This window comes from Pseudomonas cichorii (assembly GCF_019719005.1).
In the GTDB taxonomy this organism is placed as follows: Bacteria; Pseudomonadota; Gammaproteobacteria; order Pseudomonadales; family Pseudomonadaceae; genus Aquipseudomonas; species Aquipseudomonas cichorii_E.
Map to the genome: position 1 here is coordinate 90,151 of NZ_JAIGPJ010000008.1, position 20,905 is coordinate 111,055.

At 57.2% G+C, this 20,905-nt stretch carries 15 protein-coding genes and 1 tRNA gene; 13 read left to right on the forward strand and 3 right to left on the reverse strand.

Annotated features, from left to right (window positions below):
- The first annotated feature begins 25 nt into the window (after positions 1–25).
- From K5D32_RS08830 to K5D32_RS08885, 12 genes are all read left to right on the forward strand, one after another.
- Positions 26–841 carry an ABC transporter permease gene (locus K5D32_RS08830; RefSeq protein WP_221599905.1) on the forward strand — a complete coding sequence of 272 codons (816 nt, stop codon included), beginning with the start codon at positions 26–28 and terminating at the stop codon, positions 839–841.
- Positions 838–1,602: an ABC transporter ATP-binding protein gene (locus tag K5D32_RS08835; protein WP_221599907.1), complete on the forward strand. Its 765-nt coding sequence runs from the start codon at positions 838–840 to the stop codon at positions 1,600–1,602. The genes K5D32_RS08830 and K5D32_RS08835 overlap by 4 nt, the downstream gene beginning before the upstream one ends.
- A gap of 14 nt (positions 1,603–1,616) precedes the next feature.
- Positions 1,617–2,342 (forward strand): urea amidolyase associated protein UAAP1, encoded by a 726-nt coding sequence (locus K5D32_RS08840; protein WP_221599909.1) that lies wholly within the window; start codon positions 1,617–1,619, stop codon positions 2,340–2,342.
- A gap of 12 nt (positions 2,343–2,354) precedes the next feature.
- Positions 2,355–2,969: an urea amidolyase associated protein UAAP2 gene (locus K5D32_RS08845; RefSeq protein WP_221599915.1), complete on the forward strand. Its 615-nt coding sequence runs from the start codon at positions 2,355–2,357 to the stop codon at positions 2,967–2,969.
- A 112-nt stretch (positions 2,970–3,081) separates the two neighbouring features.
- A complete protein-coding gene (gene uca, locus K5D32_RS08850; protein WP_221599917.1) occupies positions 3,082–6,684 on the forward strand; it encodes an urea carboxylase in 3,603 nt (1,200 codons plus the stop codon).
- Positions 6,685–6,720: 36 nt separating this feature from the next.
- The gene (gene atzF / locus K5D32_RS08855; protein ID WP_221599919.1) at positions 6,721–8,535 is read left to right on the forward strand and encodes an allophanate hydrolase; all 1,815 of its coding nucleotides are present in this window, start codon (positions 6,721–6,723) and stop codon (positions 8,533–8,535) included.
- A 77-nt stretch (positions 8,536–8,612) separates the two neighbouring features.
- Entirely contained in the window at positions 8,613–11,942 is a 3,330-nt protein-coding gene (locus K5D32_RS08860) for a dermonecrotic toxin domain-containing protein (protein WP_221599921.1), read from the forward strand.
- Between the two features lie 102 nt (positions 11,943–12,044).
- On the forward strand, positions 12,045–13,526 hold the full coding sequence (locus tag K5D32_RS08865) for a diguanylate cyclase (protein WP_221599924.1): 1,482 nt from the start codon (positions 12,045–12,047) through the stop codon (positions 13,524–13,526).
- Positions 13,523–13,753, forward strand: a complete 231-nt coding sequence (locus tag K5D32_RS08870) for a cysteine-rich CWC family protein (protein WP_221599926.1) — start codon at positions 13,523–13,525, stop codon at positions 13,751–13,753. The genes K5D32_RS08865 and K5D32_RS08870 overlap by 4 nt, the downstream gene beginning before the upstream one ends.
- A 41-nt stretch (positions 13,754–13,794) precedes the next feature.
- The gene (locus K5D32_RS08875) at positions 13,795–14,487 is read left to right on the forward strand and encodes a pseudouridine synthase (protein WP_221592521.1); all 693 of its coding nucleotides are present in this window, start codon (positions 13,795–13,797) and stop codon (positions 14,485–14,487) included.
- Between the two features lie 307 nt (positions 14,488–14,794).
- A complete protein-coding gene (locus K5D32_RS08880; RefSeq protein WP_221576143.1) occupies positions 14,795–15,676 on the forward strand; it encodes an alpha/beta fold hydrolase in 882 nt (293 codons plus the stop codon).
- Positions 15,677–15,834: 158 nt separating this feature from the next.
- Positions 15,835–15,908 (forward strand) — tRNA-Gly (locus tag K5D32_RS08885).
- A 2,136-nt stretch (positions 15,909–18,044) separates the two neighbouring features.
- Here the strand turns inward: K5D32_RS08885 and K5D32_RS08890 are convergent.
- Entirely contained in the window at positions 18,045–18,305 is a 261-nt protein-coding gene (locus K5D32_RS08890) for a DUF6429 family protein (RefSeq protein ID WP_221599928.1), read from the reverse strand.
- Positions 18,306–18,380: 75 nt separating this feature from the next.
- Positions 18,381–18,506 carry a hypothetical protein gene (locus K5D32_RS25925; protein ID WP_260407314.1) on the reverse strand — a complete coding sequence of 42 codons (126 nt, stop codon included), beginning with the start codon at positions 18,504–18,506 and terminating at the stop codon, positions 18,381–18,383.
- Positions 18,507–18,683: 177 nt separating this feature from the next.
- On the opposite strand from K5D32_RS25925, the gene K5D32_RS08895 reads away from it, so the two are divergent.
- Positions 18,684–19,745 (forward strand): SDR family oxidoreductase, encoded by a 1,062-nt coding sequence (locus tag K5D32_RS08895; RefSeq protein ID WP_221576145.1) that lies wholly within the window; start codon positions 18,684–18,686, stop codon positions 19,743–19,745.
- Between the two features lie 111 nt (positions 19,746–19,856).
- Here the strand turns inward: K5D32_RS08895 and K5D32_RS08900 are convergent, their stop codons facing one another.
- On the reverse strand, positions 19,857–20,891 hold the full coding sequence (locus K5D32_RS08900) for a DUF4118 domain-containing protein (RefSeq protein ID WP_221599930.1): 1,035 nt from the start codon (positions 20,889–20,891) through the stop codon (positions 19,857–19,859).
- Between the last annotated feature and the right edge of the window lie 14 nt (positions 20,892–20,905).

Here is a 20,905-nt window from a genome sequence, read left to right on the forward strand (position 1 = left end):
CGCACCCAGCCCAAAGGTCATTGCCATGCGCTTGATAAATCGCCACCCGGATCGGGCCGGTCGCCTGATTCTGGTGATCCTGCCATTCGCCCTGTTGCTGTTCGCCTATTTCACAGGCTCGGCGACGCGGCTGATGGAAAACCCCAACGACAAACTGCTGCCCAGCGCGGTGCAGATGGCCGATGCGGTCAAGCGCATGGCGTTCACCGAAGACTCACGCACCGGCAGTTACCTGCTGTGGCAAGACACCGGCTCCAGCCTGCAACGGCTGGCAGTCGGTTTGGGGATCAGCGCCTTGCTGGGGCTGTGTCTGGGTATTGCATCGGGGATTCTGCCGCTCTTCGGCGCGCCGCTGTCGCCATTGCTGACAGTGATGTCGATGGTGCCGCCGCTGGCGATCCTGCCGATTCTGTTCATCGTTTTCGGGCTGGGCGAGTTATCGAAAGTGATGCTGATCGTCATCGGCATCACGCCGATTCTGGCTCGCGATCTGGAACAGCGCGCACGGGAAATTCCTGTCGAGTTGCTGATCAAGGCGCAAACCCTAGGTGCTTCGACCTGGACACTGATCCTGCGGGTCATCCTGCCGCAACTGCTGCCGCGCCTGTTGATCGCCTTGCGGCTGGTATTGGGCTCGGCCTGGCTGTTCCTGATCGCAGCCGAGGCCATCGCCTCCACTGACGGGTTGGGCTACCGGATTTTCCTGGTGCGCCGCTATCTGGCCATGGACGTGATTCTGCCTTACGTGATCTGGATCACCCTGCTCGCCTGGCTGATGGACTGGGGCCTGAAAGCCCTGACCCACCGTGCATTCCCCTGGTATGAAGGAGCACGCGGATGAGCTTCATTTGTGTACGCAATGTCTGGCAGCAATACGACGATCAGGTGGTACTCGAAGGCTTGAACCTGGACGTGGCCGAGGGTGAGTTCTGCACCTTGGTCGGAGCCTCGGGCTGTGGCAAGTCCACTTTTCTGCGCCTGCTGCTGGGCCAGGAAATCCCCAGTCGTGGCGCTATCACTCTGGACGGCAAGGCTCTGGCCAACGAGCCGGACCCGAGCCGTGGCGTAGTCTTCCAGCGCTATTCGGTGTTCCCGCACCTGAGCGTGCTGGATAACGTGGCGCTGGGTCTGGAGCTGCCGAATGCACCTTTGCTCGGACGCTTGTTCGGCCAGGCCAAGCGCGATGCCCGGGAACAGGCCGCGGTGCTACTGCATAAAGTCGGGCTGGGCCATGCGCTGGACAAGTACCCGACCCAATTGTCCGGTGGCATGCAGCAACGGCTGGCCATCGCCCAGGCCCTCATCATGAAGCCTCGTGTCCTGCTGCTGGACGAGCCGTTCGGCGCGCTGGACCCCGGCATCCGCAAAGACATGCACAACCTGCTGCTGGAGCTTTGGCAGGAAACGAAGCTGACCGTGTTCATGGTCACCCACGACCTGTCCGAAGGCTTCAACCTCGGCACCCGTCTGATGGTATTCGACAAGGTGCGCCACGACCCGCACGCCCCCGGTGCCTATGGCGCACGCATCACTTACGACATCCCCTTGAACAGCGACCGCCGTGCAGCACGCGCGGCCCTCGACTCGCTGCAATCGGCTTGAAAGGAGCCCGACTCATGACTGACTCAACCACCCTGTTTCCCGTATTCGCCGAAGAGCTGCTGCCCGGCGGCGCTCATCGCTCATTCGTGCTCAAGCGCGGCGAACTGCTGCGCCTGACCGACCTGAACGGCAATGCCAACGTCAGCCTGACGCTACTCAATGCCCATGAAAAGACCGAGCGCCTGAACCTGCCCGACAGCCTCAAATGCCAACACACCGCCAAGCTCACCAACGGCCACTGCCTGTACTCGGACATGGGTCGCGTGCTGGCCGCGATCACCGCTGACACCTGCGGCTGGAGCGACAGCATCGGCGGCGTGCTCAACGCGGCGGAAGTCGAAGAGAAATACGGCCAGGGCCGCTATCAGGAACTGCGCAACGGGTTCTTCCGCAACGGCGTCGACAACCTGCTGGTGGAGCTGGGCAAATGGGGCCTGGGCCTGTCTGACCTATTGATGACCCTGAACCTGTTCAGCCGGGTCAACGTGGACGAAACCGGTGCCCTGCATTTCGTGCCGGACAACTCAAAGGCCGGTGACTACATCGAGCTGTATGCACCGATGGACACGCTGGTGGTGCTCACCGCCCTGCAACACCCCATGGACCCCAACCCGCAGTACGCCCCGCAACCCCTGAAGCTGAGCTGGATGAAAGCCGACGCCAGTGTGGCCGAGCACTGCCGTACCTCACGCCCGGAAAACGAGCGTGGCTTTATAAACACCGACCGTCTGTTCGCCTGAGGAGGCCTTGCCATGCATTCAACTCAACATTGCTGCGACGCCACCATCCCTGCTGGCGAGCCGTTTCTGGCCGAGGTCAAGGCCGGACAGACCGTGCGCATTCTCGACCTGGAAGGCAACCAGGCCGTCGATACCCTGTTCTACAGCCTGGCCAACCCACGCGAGCGTTATGACGTGCAACGCACGCTGCGCCGCCAGAACAATGTCTACCTGACTACCGGCAGCGTGCTGTATTCCAACCTCGGCCAGCCGATGCTGACCATAGTCGACGACACCTGCGGACGCCATGACACCCTCGGCGGTGCCTGCGCCCAAGAGAGCAACACCGTGCGCTATGCCCTGGAAAAACTCCACATGCACAGTTGCCGCGATAACTATCTGCGTGCCTGTGTCCATGACGGACGTCTGGGCAAAGGCGACATCGGCCCGAACATCAACTTCTTCATGAACGTCCCGGTAACGGCCGAGGGTGGCCTGACCTTCGAGGACGGCATTTCAGCGCCCGGCAAATACGTCGAGCTGCGCGCAGAAATGGATGTGATCGTGCTGATCTCCAACTGCCCGCAATTGAACAACCCCTGCAACGGCTACAACCCGACTCCGGCCCGGCTACTGATCCGCGACTGATCCAGAAAACGAGCCCTCCACAACGGACGACCGTTGTGCGCAACGACCCATAGCGGGACGGCCCGCTTCCCATCACGAAACCGAGCGAATCTGGGTTTCCGGGGTTTATGCCATGTTCGAAAAACTGCTGATCGCCAACCGTGGCGCCATTGCCTGCCGCATCCTGCGAACCCTGCGCACCTTGAAGGTAAAGGGCGTTGCGGTCTACTCCGAAGCCGATGCCGCCAGCCTGCACCTGATGCAAGCCGACGAAGCCTACAGCCTGGGTGAAGGCGGCGCGGCGGGTACTTATCTGGCGGTAGACAAGATTCTCGCCATTGCCCAAAACAGTGGCGCCAAAGCGATTCATCCCGGCTACGGCTTTCTGTCTGAAAACGCAGCGTTCGCCCAGGCCTGCGAAGACGCCGGTATCGCCTTTGTCGGCCCGACGCCTGAGCAACTGCGTGTATTCGGTTTGAAACACACGGCCCGAGCCTTGGCCAAACAACATGGCGTGCCGATGCTCGAAGGCACTGAATTGCTCGACAGCCTTGAATCAGCCATCGCGGCAGCACGCGATATCGGTTACCCGGTGATGCTCAAGAGCACCGCTGGCGGTGGCGGGATCGGCATGCGCGTATGCCGGAGCGCCGACGAACTGGCCGAATCCTTTGAGGCAGTAAAACGCCTGGGCCAGAACAACTTCAGCGATGCCGGTGTATTTATCGAAAAATACATCCAGCGTGCTCGTCACCTTGAAGTGCAGGTTTTCGGTGACGGCCAGGGCGAAGTGCTGGCCCTTGGCGTGCGCGATTGCTCGGTGCAGCGCCGCAACCAGAAAGTCCTGGAAGAAACCCCGGCCCCGAACCTGCCGGATGGCATGGCTGACGAACTCTGCGCAGCGGCTATCAAGCTGGCCAAAGCCGTCAATTACCGCAGCGCCGGGACTGTGGAGTTTGTCTTCGACAGCGAAGATCAGCGCTTCTACTTTCTGGAAGTGAACACCCGTCTTCAGGTCGAACATGGCGTTACCGAGCAAGTGTGGGGTGTCGATCTGGTCGGCTGGATGGTGCAACTGGCGGCCGGTGATCTGCCGCCGCTCAGCCAGTTGCAAGCCACGCTGAAGCCGAGCGGCCATGCCATTCAGGCGCGGCTGTATGCCGAAGATCCGGGACGCGACTTCCAGCCCTGCCCCGGCCTGCTGACCGCCGTGGACTTTCCGGCAGCCGATGGCAAAAGCCTGCGCATCGACACTTGGGTTGAAGCCGGTTGCGAGATCCCGCCGTTTTTCGATCCGATGATCGCCAAGCTCATCAGTTGGGCACCTGATCGTCAGCAAGCCAGTGACGCATTGGCCGAAGCCTTGAGCGAAACACGCCTGTATGGCGTGGAAACCAATCGCGATTATCTGCGGCAGATCATTGTCGACGCACCTTTTGCCAGCGGCCAGCCGTGGACCCGCTGCCTGGAAGGCCTGATCTATCGCGCCAATACCTTTGAAGTGCTCAGCGGCGGTACGCAGACCACCGTGCAGGACTATCCGGGCCGTCTCGGTTACTGGGCAGTCGGCGTACCGCCGTCAGGCCCGATGGACAGCCGGGCCTTGCGTATCGGCAACCGGTTGCTGGGCAATGTCGAAGGCTGTGCGGCGCTGGAAATCACCATGAGCGGCCCGCTGCTGCGGTTCAATACCGATGCGGTAGTGGCCATTACCGGCGCGCTGATCCCAATCACCCTTGATGGTGAATCGCAAACCATGAATACGGCGCTGCTGGTTGCTGCGGGTTCGACACTGGCGCTGGGCACCATTGCCGGTGCCGGGGCACGCAGCTATCTGTGCGTGCGCGGCGGGCTGGATGTGCCGGATTATCTGGGCAGCAAAAGCACCTTCACCCTCGGGCAGTTCGGCGGGCATGGCGGACGGGCCTTACGTGCCGGGGATGTGTTGCATATTGCGGCGCTGGCTGATCGCAGTGCAGGGCAACATGTGCCGGATGAACAGATCGAGCCCCTGGCAGACGTGCGTCAGATTCGCGTGATTTATGGGCCACATGGCGCGCCGGAGTATTTCACCGAGGGTTACATCGACACGTTCTTTGCCACCGACTGGGAAGTGCATTTCAACTCCAGCCGAACCGGCGTGCGCCTGATCGGACCCAAGCCTGAGTGGGTGCGTGCCGATGGTGGCGAAGCGGGTTTGCACCCGTCCAATATCCATGACAATCCTTACGCCATCGGCGCTGTGGATTTCACCGGCGACATGCCCGTCATCCTCGGCCCCGACGGCCCGAGTCTTGGTGGATTCGTCTGCCCGGTGACCATCATCGAAGCGGACCTGTGGCAGTTGGGACAGCTCAAGGCCGGAGATAAAGTGCGCTTCAGCCCGGTCAGCCTGGAAACAGCCCGCGCCCTAATCCGTAGGAGCGACTTCAGTCGCGAAAGCATTGATGATGCGCCGGCCCCTTCGCGAATAAATTCGCTCCTACAGAATCCGGTTGTGCTGGATATAGGCCAGGACGACAAACGCCTGGTCGCACGGCTTTCGGGCGATACCCATGTGTTGCTGGAAATCGGTGCGCCGGAGCTGGATCTGGTGTTGCGCTTCCGGGGGCATGCCTTGATGCAGGCGCTGGAAAGCAAGGCGCTGCATGGCGTAATCGACCTGACGCCAGGCATTCGTTCCTTGCAAGTGCATTACCAGCCCGAGCAGCTTCCCCTCAAGCAACTGCTGGATATCGTCGCCGGTGAATGGGATGCCGTCTGCGCCACCCAGGATCTGCAAGTGCCGTCACGCATCGTACACCTGCCCTTGTCCTGGGACGATCCGGCCTGTCAGTTGGCAATCGAGAAATACATGACCACCGTGCGCAAGGACGCCCCTTGGTGCCCGAGCAATCTGGAGTTCATCCGCCGTATCAACGACCTGCCCAATCTGGACGAAGTGCAGCGCACGGTGTTCGACGCCAGTTATCTGGTCATGGGCCTGGGCGATGTCTACCTCGGCGCACCTGTGGCAACACCTCTGGACCCGCGCCATCGTCTGGTCACCACCAAGTACAACCCGGCACGCACCTGGACCGCCGAAAACTCGGTGGGCATCGGCGGAGCCTACATGTGCGTGTACGGCATGGAAGGCCCTGGCGGCTATCAGTTCGTGGGCCGCACCTTGCAGATGTGGAACCGCTATCGCGAAGTCGCCGCCTTTGACGGCAAACCCTGGCTGCTGCGCTTCTTCGACCAGATCCGGTTTTACCCGGTCAGTGCCGATGAGTTGCTGCGCATCCGCCGCGACTTCCCGCTGGGCCGTTACCCGCTGGAGATCGAACACAGCACTCTGAACCTGGCCGACTATCAAGGGTTTCTAGCCAAGGAAGCCGAGGGCATCGCCGCCTTTCGCGGCCAGCAGCAAGCTGCTTTCCAGGCCGAACGCGAGCGCTGGATCGCCAGCGGGCAAGCCAATTTCGAGAGCGAGGAAAGTGCCGCGCCGCTCACCGATGGGCCTGCGCTCGAAGCTGGCCAGCAAGGAGTCGACAGCCATATCGCAGGCAACCTCTGGCAAGTGCAGGTCCAGCCGGGTGAACGGGTTGCGGCGGGCGATGTGCTGGTGATTCTGGAGTCCATGAAGATGGAAATCCCGCTGCTCGCTCCGGTAAGCGGCATCGTTCGCGATGTGCGTGTGCAACCCGGCTCGGCGGTGCGCGCCGGGCAACGTGTGGTCGTTCTGGAAACGGACTGAAACCTTGTGTCTTTAACTCTTTCGACGGAATTCGCCATGAACCACAACGTACTCCCAAGCGACCTGCAACTGGATACCGTGCGCGCCGCTTATCAGTCCGGCCACCTGACGCCTCGGCAACTGATCCTGGCCCTGCATGAAAAGGCCGCTGCGCTGAATCCTGACTTTCATCTGTTCATTCACTTGCTCAGCCCGGCTGAACTGGAGCCTTACCTCGCCGCGCTGGAAAAGCGTGACATCAAGGACCTGCCGCTGTACGGCATCCCGTTTTCGATCAAGGACAATATCGACCTCGCAGGCATTCCCACCACCGCAGCCTGCCCGACCTATGCCTACGTGCCGCAACGCTCGGCGACCATTGTCGAGCAACTGATCGCTCTGGGCGCGGTGCCTATGGGCAAGACCAATCTCGATCAGTTTGCCACCGGCCTGAACGGCAGCCGCTCCCCTTATGGCGCGTGCCCAAATAGCGTGCTCAAGGAGTACCCATCAGGCGGGTCAAGTTCCGGTTCGTCGCTGGCCGTGGCATTGGGTGTCAGCAGTTTCTCGCTGGGCACCGATACCGCAGGCTCGGGCCGGGTGCCTGCTGCGCTGAACAATCTGGTGGGCATGAAAGCCAGCAAAGGGCTGATTTCTACGGCAGGCGTGGTGCCAGCCTGTCGCACGCTGGATTGCGTCACCACTTTCACCGCCACGGCGCGGGAAGCCAGTCAGTTGTTGGGGCTGGTCGCCAGACTGGACCCGCGAGATGAATACAGCCGCAGCAACCCGCTGTGGAACGACGCCTCGGCGTTCGGCGTACCTCGCCCCTTCCGTTTCGGCGTGCCACGCGCTGAAGACCTGGAGTTCTTTGGTTGCACCGAAGGCCCGCAGTTGTTCGACGCAGCCCTTACTCACCTCAAAGCGCTGGGCGGCGAAGCCGTGACACTGGATCTGTCGCCGTTCCTTGAGGCGGCGCGCCTGCTGTATGAAGGCCCATGGGTCGCCGAGCGCTACAGCGTGGCCGGACAACTGATGCAGGAGTCTCCCGAAGCCGTGCTGCCCGTTATCCGCGCCGTACTGGCCAAGGCTCCCGCCGTGACAGGTGTCGATACATTCCGGGCGCAATACCGTTTGCAGGCGCTCAAGGCAATCTGCGACAAGGCACTTGAAGGCCTGGACTTCGTGGTCACGCCCAGCATCGGTCGCCCGGTCACTTCGGCAGAACTCGAGGCAGAACCGGTACTGCGCAACTCGGAACTGGGTTACTACACCAACTTCGTCAACCTGCTGGATTACGCGGCCGTTGCGGTACCCAGCGCCACCATGAACAACGGTTTGCCTTGGGGCGTGACGCTGTTTGGTCGGGCCTTTACCGATCAATACCTGCTGAGCATGGCCGACGCCTTGCAACGCCAGACCGCACTGCCGCTGATCGGCGGCCACATTCCCGAGCTGCCTCAACCCAAATCAGTCGCCCGTAATGACATGAGCCGTCTGGTGGTGTGTGGTGCCCATCTGGATGGCCTCGCGTTGAACTGGCAACTCAAGCAACGGGGTGCGCGTTTGCTGGAAGTGACGCAAAGCTCGCCGGACTATCAACTGTACGCGCTGGCGGGCGGCCCGCCGTTTCGTCCGGGCATGTTGCGTGTCGCGCAAGATGGCGTGGCAATAGAGGTGGAAGTCTGGGAACTGCCGAGTCGTGAGCTGGGTTCGTTCCTGACCGGCATTCCCGCACCGCTGGGGCTGGGCAAGGTGCAACTGGCCGATGGTCGCTGGGAAAGCGGTTTCATCTGCGAGCCTTATGGCCTTGAAGGCGCGACCGATATCAGCCATCTGGGCGGCTGGCGTGCTTATCTGCAACAGCGATAAATCCATAAATAGATAGGCAACCTCGCCACATTGGCAGTGACATAGTAAGCGGCCACTCACTTCGCTATGTCACTGTCATGGATGATCGCTGGACACTCCCCTCTCTCGCTTTCGATCTGGAGCACCCCAACTTCGTCATATTGCCGGGGCCAGACTCAGAGCGAAAAGACAGCCTCAATAGCTCGGGGGCGTTTTCCCTTTCACCGCTGCATGACTCGACTCACGAAAAGCCACTGCCTGAGCCAGCCGCTACGCCATCACCTTCGACCCTGCCCGATACACAAGCCATACAGCGACTGAAAAAGCTCAGAAAAAGCCCTGGCTTCAAGCTGATTGCCGACTCGGTCCTGCTGCTGAAAACCCTGCAACTGGACATGGACTATCCACCTCCCCAACGGGTGTATATCCACGAACAACTCACAAGCCTGCTGCGACAAAAGACTGGCAAGGAACTGAACCCCGATCACCTGCATATCACTTTCAATACCGAGAGCCGGCCCTCGGTGGATGAGCATGGACGAGAGCGTTACAGCGCTCGACTCTCGCTGACCGAACTGGCTTTGACGATCTGCGATATAACCCGTCTGACAGACCTGTTGAGTTGCACGATAACCAACGCACCTCTGACCCCGGACATGCCAACCCTGACGTCCAGAGCGGTGTTCGAGTTGATCATCAACGCCCGCTGGGGCGATGACTACAGCGACAGGGTCAATCGCTTCTGGCGCGAACATCAAACAACTTACCGGTCACTGGCCAGGCTTTCCTTTCTCGACGTGCTGGCCCGAAAGTTCGCTCGAAAAAAGATCAGCCGCAACGGCTATTACCTGACGCTCGATGCACTGGGTTTCAAGCACTTCCCGGCCGACAGTAAGGCGCTGGAACAGACCACGCGAGGCGACAGTTCTGAGGTCCGCATGTTGTCTATAAACGGTCAGCTCGTACCCGGCATCTTTCAGGTCAGGTCGCTGAACACTTCCCATTGTTTTATTCATGTCCTGGGCGATGCGGCAACCATCACCGAGTACATCAGCGACGAGCCGCGTCAGATGAGCCAACGGTTGCTCGACACGCTCAATGCCTCAAGGCATCACCGGCTCTGGCTGGGCCAGTACATTTCCGGCGAGAGCATGGTGCTCGTGGTCGAGTCGGTAGTGATTCAGGATGACGTGTTCAGTTGCCTCACAGACGCTCAGAAAACCCTCGCCCTCGACCTGCTGGAAAGCATGGATGGCATCCACGATATCGACCCACTCAAACCCATTGCACGGGGCCTGACGCTGGCAGGAGCGGTAGACCTCTGGCAGACGCAAGTGTCCATCCTGGGGCAAATCCCCGCGCCGCTGAAAATCTCGGCGCAGCTCATGGCTGAAGTCATCCGCACCCTGCATGGCACAGAACTAAACCCTGATCACGTCTTCATTGCCTATCGACGTGGACACTCGACCACACCGCTGGGCAGTATTCTGCGGCCCACCGTTCATGTACACGTGCCCGACGAAAAACCCGTCAGCCTCAGCCAAGCCCTGCTGAGCAACTATCGGGTGCAATACCCTGCGGGCTATATCGACCATGGCGGTCGTTCGGTGGTGTATCTGGACCCGACCGGCAAAGGCGTCTGGTCAGCCGACCAGGAGCTTGCCATTAGCGCTCTGGACATCGAAGAAAAGATAAAAGCCATCGACTTTCTGCACCTGATGTCCCAGCGTCTCGATGAGTTCTGGGAACAACAGGCACAGAAGATCGAGCAGATGTTTCAGGCCATGCTGATCAGCCAGGCTGTGATCTGCCTGAAACAGGGCTGCCTGCTGCGCAGCGGTTTCGACAGCATCGTGAAGTCATTGACGGACCCCGCTGCGCAATGGCTCACCTTGGGTTTCGAGGTGCAGAACTCATTCGTTGAAGGTATCGAACACCAGTATTGCGCCGGCCTGCTGGTACTTGAGAAGCCCGACAAACCGCAAAGGGTGCTTTATCAGGCCGGGCTGCCAAAAGCGTTCATTGAGTTCAAGAACGATGAGGCTCTTCAGGAATACCTCAGGCACGCCACCGGGGACGAGAAATGGCGCACCGCCGTGTTGAATTACGTACCGGTGCGCAATCAGGAGCGTTTGAACTATCTGTTCAGGTTATGGGCCGGTGTCCAGGCGCAAGATCCGCCCGCGTCGATATTGCGTCCCTGGACAGACGTGATCTACAACCCCGATGTGCGCAAGGCGCTGAATCACTCGCTGCATCGATATCTGCTGCCCGGCTCGCCGTTCGCCTTCATGCGCCAGACCCTGAAACAGAACACTCTGGAAGAAGCGCAACAGCAGATCGTGACCTCGACCCAGGTGTCACTGCGTTACTGGAGCCAACTCCTGAGTCATCTGCAATGGGTACTGGCCCCCATGTCTTTTGTGCTGACGCCGGCATTCATTGCCGTACTGGCCATCGATATCGGCATTACGTCCCTTAACGTCGTGGCAGCCAATCAGCCCGGCAGTGGACGCGAGGAGAAAAAGCAGGCCATCCTGTCCGCCCTGTCATTGGGGTTGTTCAGCCTGCTGCCTTTTACGCCAAGGTTGCTGGGAGCTCTCAAGAGAATCGTGACGCCTGTAAAAAGCATAGTACGCACGCAGCGCGCCACCGCCCTTCGCCCCTTGAGCACCGCGTCACTGTTTGGCCGCTCGATGCAACCTCGGCAAACACGCCTGGAGAAGTTCTTTCACACCGACAGCATGCTCAAGGTCTGGACCGTGCCTGGACACCCTCTCTACGGCAACCTGCCCATCCACGCCTGGAAGCTCGGGCGCAAGTTTCTGCTCTGGACATCCAGCAAAGGTCAGGCCCGCACTCTGGTGGTCAGCACCCATGGCCAGTACCTGCCCTGGAGTTCGACGGTCAAAATCCCCAACGGAACCGAAATACATACCTATGCACCTCATGGCTATCTGCTTGCCGATCCAAAGCTGCATCGCGTCGTCAGCAAAAAAGTCGGCCCGTTTGCCATATCGAATGACATGGGTAATACCCTGGCGATACCACCGTCTTCACTGCCCTCGCTGGTAGTCACCGACAAACTCATGGCGGGCACCTCGGTTCGCGGCAGATTGAAAAATTACACCTTGTCCAAGTTCCAGACTGTGGCCGATGAAACCTATCAGGACATTGCCAATATTGTGCGCAATTCCAATATATCGCCTTTCAAAGGACAGCTCCCGCCCACCCCCATGGATATATTGACGGTGCGTAACCGTTTTGCAATGTCTGCCCCCGCGCTGGAAGATCTGTTCAAGACATTATGGGCGCAGGGTATTCATTACGACCGGATTCTTTTGGTGCATTGTCGATGTTCCGCCATTGATGCCTTTCTGCGCAGAAGCCCGGTTTATCTGGTCCCGGCGATTATCAATGCGCCCTGACTGAAAGTGGCCAGAGACTTGCTTTATATATCCGGTTATTAATGAATCGCTGATTCATTTAATATACGTATTCTCAAGGATATCCAAGAAAGCGGATTTTTCATGCCCCATCAGTCTGCAATGACCTCTCACCGTTCATTATTGATGACCTTGATTTTTTTGCTGGGAAGCGGTTTTCTGGCAACCACACTGTTGAGTTATTACGTATCACGAGAATCCATTCGCGACGGTATTATCAACACTGAGTTGCCATTGACGTCGGATACGGTCTATTCAGAAATCCAGAAAGATCTGGTACGGCCCGTTCTCATCTCTTCGATGATGTCGCGCGATACCTTCATGCGCGACTGGGTGGTCGATGGCGAACGCAATCCTGAACAAATGACCCGCTACCTCAAGGAGGTCATGGACCATTACGGTGCCTACACGTCCTTTTTCATATCCGATGCCACCCACACCTATTACCACGCCAAAGGCATCCTGAAAAAAGTCAGTGCTCTCGAGCCACGCGATGCCTGGTATTTCCGGGTGCGGGATATGGATGTGCCATACGAAATCAGCTTTGACCCCGACATGGCCAACAAGGACAACCTGACCTTCTTCATCAATTACAAAGTATTTGATTACAACAACACATTCATCGGTATCGCCGGAGTAGGCCTTACCGTCGATGCCGTTACCCAACTGATCGACCGTTATCAACAACGCTATGAGCGCAACGTCTACCTTGTCGATACCTTCGGACGCATTGTCCTGACCGGCGCAGGCGGTGGACCGCAAGGTTCGGTGATCGGGCAAAGGTTACAAGACCTGCCCAGTATGAGAGACCTGCAGAGCGAACTGCTCAAACCTCACGACGGCACCTTTGAATACCGCAACGAAGGCGAAGGGCACTTTCTGAATGTACGTTTCATTCCTGAACTTGAGTGGTATCTGATCGTCGACAAGCAGGAAGACACCGCCCTGAGCGATGTTCGCCATTCGCTGTACATGAACCTGTTCATCTGCCTGATCGTGACGCTGGTGATTGTCGGGCTCCTGCATCGCATCATCATCAGCTACCAGCAAAAGCTTGAAGCCCAGGCCACCCTAGACAGCCTGACCGGTCTGCCCACTCGCCGGGGCTTCAACCTGCTGGCCGTGAATACCCTCAAGGATACCCAGCGCGAAGCCATCCCCTTGACTGCATTGTTACTGGACCTGGATCGCTTCAAGCGGCTCAATGATACGCACGGCCATCTGGCAGGCGATGAGGTGCTGGCCGGTTTTGCCAATGACCTGAAAAGCTGCCTGCGCCAGTCAGACATCATTTGCCGCTGGGGTGGTGAAGAGTTCATCATCCTGCTCAAGGGCAGCGACACCAAAGGTGCCCAACGCATCGCCGAAAAAATCCGCGAACTGGCCGAGCAGCATGTGTATGTCTTTTCCGGCATGCCGTTGCAGATTACGGTCAGTGTCGGGCTGGCCGAACTGCAAAGCGATGATAACCTGCAAAGCCTGATCGCCCGTGCCGACCTGGCGCTCTATCGCGCCAAGCTCAACGGCCGCAATCAAGTCTGTATAGAGAACCCTGTCCCGGCATGAACACAGCAACGACAAATACAAACCCTGGCCTGTGCCCGGCATGTGGCTTCAGCAATAGCTGCACACTGGCGGACCCGCGCACGGTTGATCAGGCATGCTGGTGCTTTTCGCAAAGTATCGACCCGGCCGTGCTCCAGGCCCTGCCAGCCGAACTCCGCAACAAGGCCTGCCTATGCCCGCGCTGCGCCGGCGTCGCAGACAGCCTGCAGGCCAAACCGCTTCGATAGGCGTACCATGCGCGCTCCTTGCCCATCGCACCCTCCTCGTCATGCGCCTTGATCGCTTCCTCAGCAACCTGCCCCGCTTCAATCGCCAGCATGTACGCCTGGCGCTGGCCAGTGGGCGAGTCAAAGTTGACGGCCAGGTGACTGGCGACCCGCATCATGAAGTGCGCGAATTCAGCCGTGTGGAGTTCGACAGCGAGTTATTGCAGGCCGGCAAGGCAGCGCGTTATTTCATGCTGCACAAACCGCGTGGTTATGTGAGTGCAACGGTCGATGCACAACACCCGACCGTGCTCGACTTGCTGGATGAACCCGACAAGCATGAACTGCACATCGCCGGTCGGCTGGACTTCAACACCACCGGCCTGATGCTGATTACCAATGATGGTCAGTGGTCACGTCGCCTGACCCAGCCGCAAACCAAACTGCCCAAAGTGTATTACGTCGAGACAGAGCAACTTATCGACGAACGGTACATAGCGAAATTCGCCGAGGGTTTTTACTTTGCCTACGAGAACATCACCACCCAACCTGCCACTCTGACACTGCTCGGACCTCGCTGTGCCAGGCTCAGTATCGTGGAAGGCCGTTACCATCAGGTAAAACGGATGTTCGGTCATTTCGACAATAAAGTATTGATTCTGCATCGAGAAAGCATGGGGCCTCTGGCCCTGAACCCCGAGCTAGAGCCCGGCAGCTATCAGGCATTGAGCAGCGCACAAATTCACTCGATCTGAAAAAGTCACTACCATTCGGCGGAACGGCCCGATCAATTACGAACGGCACTTGCGGGTTCCCGGATCCCCTGCTTGAATCCAATCGTCAGTCCACATGTGACTGGCAAGTCAGCAACGCATTCTAAGAAACCTTTTGCCGTCTCGAACCCTCGGGTTCACGACAAATTGCCCGCCAATAACAATACCTGTCGAACAGATCGTTCGGATCGACATGGGCCTTCAAGGCTAATGCCTACCTGTCACCAAACCGTGCAATTTTTTATTTGCGCTAGCGCATACGCATATCTGTAAGTCAGGAGACATACATATGAGGCCAGAAATCGCCGTGCTTGATATACAAGGACAGTTTCGGGTTTACACGGAGTTCTACCGCGCAGACGCCGCGGAAAAAACCATCGTCATGGTTAACGGCTCGCTGGCCACTACCGCTTCTTTTGCCCAGACCGTTCGCAATCTGTATCCACAGTTCAACGTCGTGCTTTACGACCAACCCTATGCGGGGAAATCCAAGCCGCACAACCTGCATGAAAAACCCCTGACCCGGGAAATGGAAGGCCAGATCCTGCTGGAGCTGATCGACCACTTCAACGCCGAACACGTCATGTCGTTTTCATGGGGCGGAGCCGCCGCCATGGTTGCCCTGTCGCACCGGCCAAAACGCATCGAGAGCGCCATCATCAGTTCGTTCTCACCGATCCTCAACGAACACATGCGTGACTACCTGAACCGCGGCGTGAAGCACCTGGGCGCCCACAACCGCTACGAAGTGGGCCACCTGATCAACGACACCATCGGCAAACACCTGCCATCGCTGTTCAAACGCTTCAACTATCGTCACGTCAGCAGCCTGGACCTGCACGAATACGATCAGATGCATTATCACATCAGCCAGGTGCTGGAACTCGACCCGAGCAATTACCTGACCGCTGCGAAAAACATCAACGTACCTGTGTTGTTCATGAATGGAGCCTGGGACGAATACACTGCAGCGGATGACGCGGTGCTCTTCGCCAAGTACGTGCAGAACTGCAGCTTCAGCACCATCGAAGCCGCCGGGCACTTTCTGGACATGGAACACAAAGCCGCCTGCCGCGACTCCAAAAAGGCACTGATGAGTTTCCTGCAACCTGTCGTAGAACCCGCTCGCCACGCCTACAGCCAGACTCAACACCATGCCTTCGCCTTCTGAGCCCGGCGCTCGACAGAGCCGAGGAACCATTCGCCAACGCAGGGAAAGCAGCAACTGGCGAATGGTCTCCCTGGGCGCAGTGCAGCCACAAAGCGCGGCTGGATGAATTTAGCGCTTTAACTCGCCCCGAGCATCTGGTACAAAGTCAGCCGCTCAGAGCGGGTATAGTTTAGTGGCAAAACGAAAGCTTCCCAAGCTTTAGTTGAGGGTTCGATTCCCTCTACCCGCTCCATTTTTCTTCAGTATTTCCGGGCTTTTTTGCCGACTTCCCTCTACATTCTTCAAGCTCGTCAATCCCTGCTCGCCCCTGCTCCATTACCTCCCAAAAGCCCCAAAAATTTGGTGCCCTCCGACTCCGCCCACATGACGCCTTGGGACACATATCTCCCCGGTGGCCATCCAATCCCCCCTAAAAACTCACAGTGCAATGCCCTACGAACTCAAAGTCACTCAGATTTCATGATGATGTCAGGCTTGAGAGATCAGGATATTGAAGAGGGAGTGAGCGGACTGGCCCCCTAGGAGTAAGCGAAACCGAATGAACTGAGCCGGGGATTACTAGCCCAGCCTCGCGAGCCGAGGGAGAACTCCCCCTCGACTTATGCAGCGTTAGAAATCAAATACCAACTGGCCAGGGTAGTTACGGAAGTGGGCACAAACATCCTCCCATCTGCCGAACCTAAACCGCTGGTATTGATGGACGAACACTCGGTCAGTTTGAGCACGATGCATGCGTCGGAAGCGCCTCATGAGCGCCCCTCCTTCTTACGTCTTACCCGCAATCGCCAAGCCTTCAGACCATACGTATGGGCATGGGCATCCAGCACACGCTTGCCACAGCGTCGGTACCAGCAGAAAAAACCCTGCTCGGCATCCTCATCCGTCGCAGCAATTTGAGGCTGTATCTCTTTGTCCATCGTGTAACCCTTTTACAAGAGTCAGCGGACAAGGTAGGGCCTTAGATATAACCGGTACAACTTGACCATTTAGCCGAACAGGCCTAAAACATTTGTGCGTCTGCATACCGGTGCGTACACTCGCGCCCCACCTCCTGTCCTAACCGACTTGTGGTAATGCAACCTTCAGTTTTCAGTTTCTCAGGCCGGATCTGTAGGTCGCGTCGAATGCCTCACCACTTATGTGGTGGGGCGTTTTTTTGCTGTCTAAACATACAGCGATCGCATGGTATCCGACTTTATCCACAACGCACAAGCGGATGATCTGTGGATATCTTTAGATATCTAAAGATATCCGTCAGAAAACACAAGATATGCTATGCATGGTAAAAAATGCAACTCCACTAAACGTGTATATTTTTCAACTTCTTGTGGATAACTTAGGAAATCCAAATCTGCAACCCCCTGTTTACAGGCAAACTGTAAATACATGATCAAAAATTGAGCACCACCCTCCTGAGCTTACGCCTTCGTTAAAAACACTATATGTTGTGTTCGTTCGTGTTGTCTCATGTTCGTTCATGTTGCTTTGTGTTTGCCACACTCAACCCGTAGCGGCTGGAGGCGCATGTTGGGCGAACGCCGCTCAATCGCGTCTCGAGCGGGCTCCCAAAAGAGGCGCATTGGCTGATGACCTTCAACTATTGATAGCGATCAATGATGTGTCGCTTGAAAGCAAAGTGAAGGACCGCTCGTTTTTCTCAGTACCGGCAGTTACTCCTCTGCACGTGACAAGCCGATACACCTTAAGCTGCCTATTCGCCTAACCTGTTCATTGCAAGCTACACTTGGGTTAGCGCTCAAAGAAAGCTGATGAAACAGAAGATCCGCTCACAAAAAATTTATTAATATAATCCCCCCAAATAGAGTATTACGTTACTACACAACACTAATTCCATCGACCGGAGTAAAGTTCCCCCCCTCTAACGACTCCACTTCTCTCCAGTGCTTTCGGTTTTCTTACCAAACTCCCATCTTAGCTCTAAACCCTGAAAACAGAGCCTAATAATTTGCACGCTGAAAGCACTGTATTATGTTTTTCGTCTGCTTCCGATGGCGAGAAAGCCTGGTTCAAGGATAGAAAACGGATTGGCTGAAGACTTGATTTAATTTTCCTCACAAATTGAAATCCGTAAAACTGGTGGGTATACTCATTTCAAATTCAAAGAATTTTACAATAATTATTAAGCTTCCATAAAAAATTAACATCATGAATTAAAAAGATTTTCTGTAGGAGCGCGCTTGCCCGCGATCGAGTGCGAAGCGCTCCCAAATCTACGACTGCTAACGCAGCCGGTCGCGGGCAAGCGCGCTCCTTGTGTTTGCTGCGCTGCAGCGCGGTGTCAGAGACACGGCGGAGTCTCTTACGAAAATTCCATTTAATTCATGATGTTGTGTTTTTTTGATGAGGGTCAAGTTTCAGGGCTTGATATCTGCCCCGCTTCAACACTCCCCCCAAATAACCGGTCAGCTATCTGCCGACCTCTCTCCAAGCCTTCAACCGTCAACCAGATCGATTTATTCCTGTTCACCGGATTACTGATGAAACCGTGTTCATGCAATCGATTCATAACATCGAAATCGAACCCTTTCCATGCATTACCGTGATCGAAACTGAAAGTTGCCAACAGGGCAAGCACGGCGTCCTCAATCAGTTTTTCATCGTACTTCATGATCGTTGCTCCGCTCATATTCAAAAATAATATCGAGTGTGTGACGGGCATCTATCTGCTGGCACAACAACGACCTCAGCATGCCCCAGGCGGAATGCCGTTCTTGTTGAAGTCCTTCAGTCGTTCCCTTTCCTCCTCAGTGGAATGCGCGGGGGTGTCGTTCTCGGGTTTTTCCTGTTGTTTCTGCTTCTCGTCGCTCATGATTTGATCTCCTTTAGCCATCAGTCCAGACAGGTTTTACGCTTGGTATTCAAAAGAGCCTGACAAGTGGATAACAGTTCCTGCGGATTGCCCCGTTACAGAGAAACCGACGGGTATCGCCTTTGAACTTTTCCGGAACGATGGGTTTCAGACACCTGAATTCTTGGAGAAAACCTTATGACCCAGACAGCATTGGTCGTCGGTGCCAGCGGCATCGTCGGTAGCGAAACCACTCGACTCCTGATTGAAAACGGCTGGCAGGTTGCGGCGCTTTCGCGCAATCCATCCCCCGAGAAAGGCGTGATCCCGGTCGCAGCAGACCTTCAGGACCCCGCATCGCTGCGCTCGGCGCTGGCAGACCTGAAACCCACGCATGTATTCATCACGACCTGGTCACGGCAAGCGACCGAAGCCGAGAACATTCGGGTCAACGCTGCCATGGTCCGCAATGTGCTGGATGCCGTTCGCCCAGCCGCAAGCGTGAAGCACGTGGCGCTGGTCACAGGCCTGAAGCATTACCTCGGCCCTTTCGAGGCCTATGGCAAAGGCAGCCTTCCACAGACGCCATTCCGTGAGGATCAGGGTCGTCTGGACATAGAGAATTTCTACTACGCGCAGGAGGATGAAGTGTTCGCCGCCGCCGAAAAGGACGGTTTCACCTGGAGCGTACATCGCCCGCATACAGTCACAGGTGTCGCCGTGGGCAACGCGATGAACATGGCGACAACCCTCGCCGTCTACGCCACCATCAGCAAACACACCGGACGCCCGTTCGTGTTTCCCGGCTCACGGGTGCAATGGGACAGCCTCACTGACATGACCGACGCCCGGCAACTTGCCAGACAGCAGCTCTGGGCCGCGACTACACCGGCGGCGGCCAATCAGGCGTTCAATATCACCAACGGGGATGTCTTTCGCTGGAAATGGATGTGGGGCCAGATCGCCAGCTACTTCGGCCTGCAACCGGCCGACTTTCCATCAGCACCAGCCCCGCTCGAAACACAAATGGCCAACGACCAGAGCGCCTGGAGCCAGATCGTTGCCGAACATGATCTGCGAGAAGCCGATATCAACCGCCTGATATCGCCATGGCACACCGATGCAGACCTTGGACGCCCCATCGAAGTGGTGACCGACATGTCGAAAAGCCGGGCGTTGGGCTTCAGCGCCTACAAGGCCAGTGATCAGGCCTTTTTCGATGTCTTCGACAGATTGCGTGCGGAGCGTTTGATACCCTGACTGATAAGTTAAGGCGTACATATCACATTGTGGGAGGGGCCTTGGGCGCCACTTTCTTGCTGTCGTGGCGCAGGCCCCCCCCACACAGTGGAACCGCCATCACTGCCTGCATCAACTCTCCACCACCGGAAAACTCAAGACTGTCGTAACCCCGGTCTGATTCCCTGTGCCCACTACAAGCTCGCCACCCAATTGCGCTGCCAAAGCCCTGGTGAGTTTGCGCCCCAATCCTTTGCGTTGCGACGCGGGATCGCTGGTTTCGTCAGGCAAGCCGATGCCGTCATCTGAAACCGTCAGTACAAACTGTTGGTCAGTACGACAAAAATCCACTGTGATTTTACCTGCGCGCCCATCCGGAAACGCATGCTTCAAGGCATTGGTAATGAGTTCATTGGTGATGAGCCCCACAGACCCGGCACGATCCAGAGGCAGCCTGAGGGGCTGAGCCTCAACGGACATTTCAACGGGCCGGGTTTCGGCCATGCTGTAATTCACCCCGGCGACCAGGTCCTGGAGGTATTCATTCATGTCTACGGACATTTCACCATCGTGGTGAGCCAGGCGATCATGCATGGAGGCGACGACGTTTATCTGACCGGCCGCCTGCCTGAGGGCCGAGGCGACGTCGGGAGCCGAGTGGACGGCTTGCAGGTGCAGGGTGGCGATGGTGCGCTGCATGTCGTTTTTAACCCGATGCCCGAACTCGACGAGCAGCAACTGCCGTTCGCGCTCACCTTTCTCGGCCAGGGCACGCGCCTTCTCTGCATCCTCATGGGCGATGGCCGTCTGACGTTGTAATTGCTCGCTTCGCAGGTAGGCATTGCGCAGTGCCGAGCCCATTACCGTAATAAGCACGCTGGTCAGGATGAACAGCGCGAGGCTGAAGGCGGCATTGGGTGCAGCAATACCCAGATTGCCAATCGGAGGAAGGAAGAAATAAGCAGCGATAACTGAACTCAGGGCTGTGGCAAAAAAACCGAAACGCCGTCCGAAAAAAATCGCCGAGAACAGAATGGCCGGCAAGAAAAACAATATGGGCAACGGTGGAACAGCGGTGAATACTTTTGCTCTCAACAAATAAGCGACCCATACGATCAGCAACGTGACTGCCCATTTAAGGGGCTGGGGCACATCCAGACGAATCAATGCGTGTACATCAA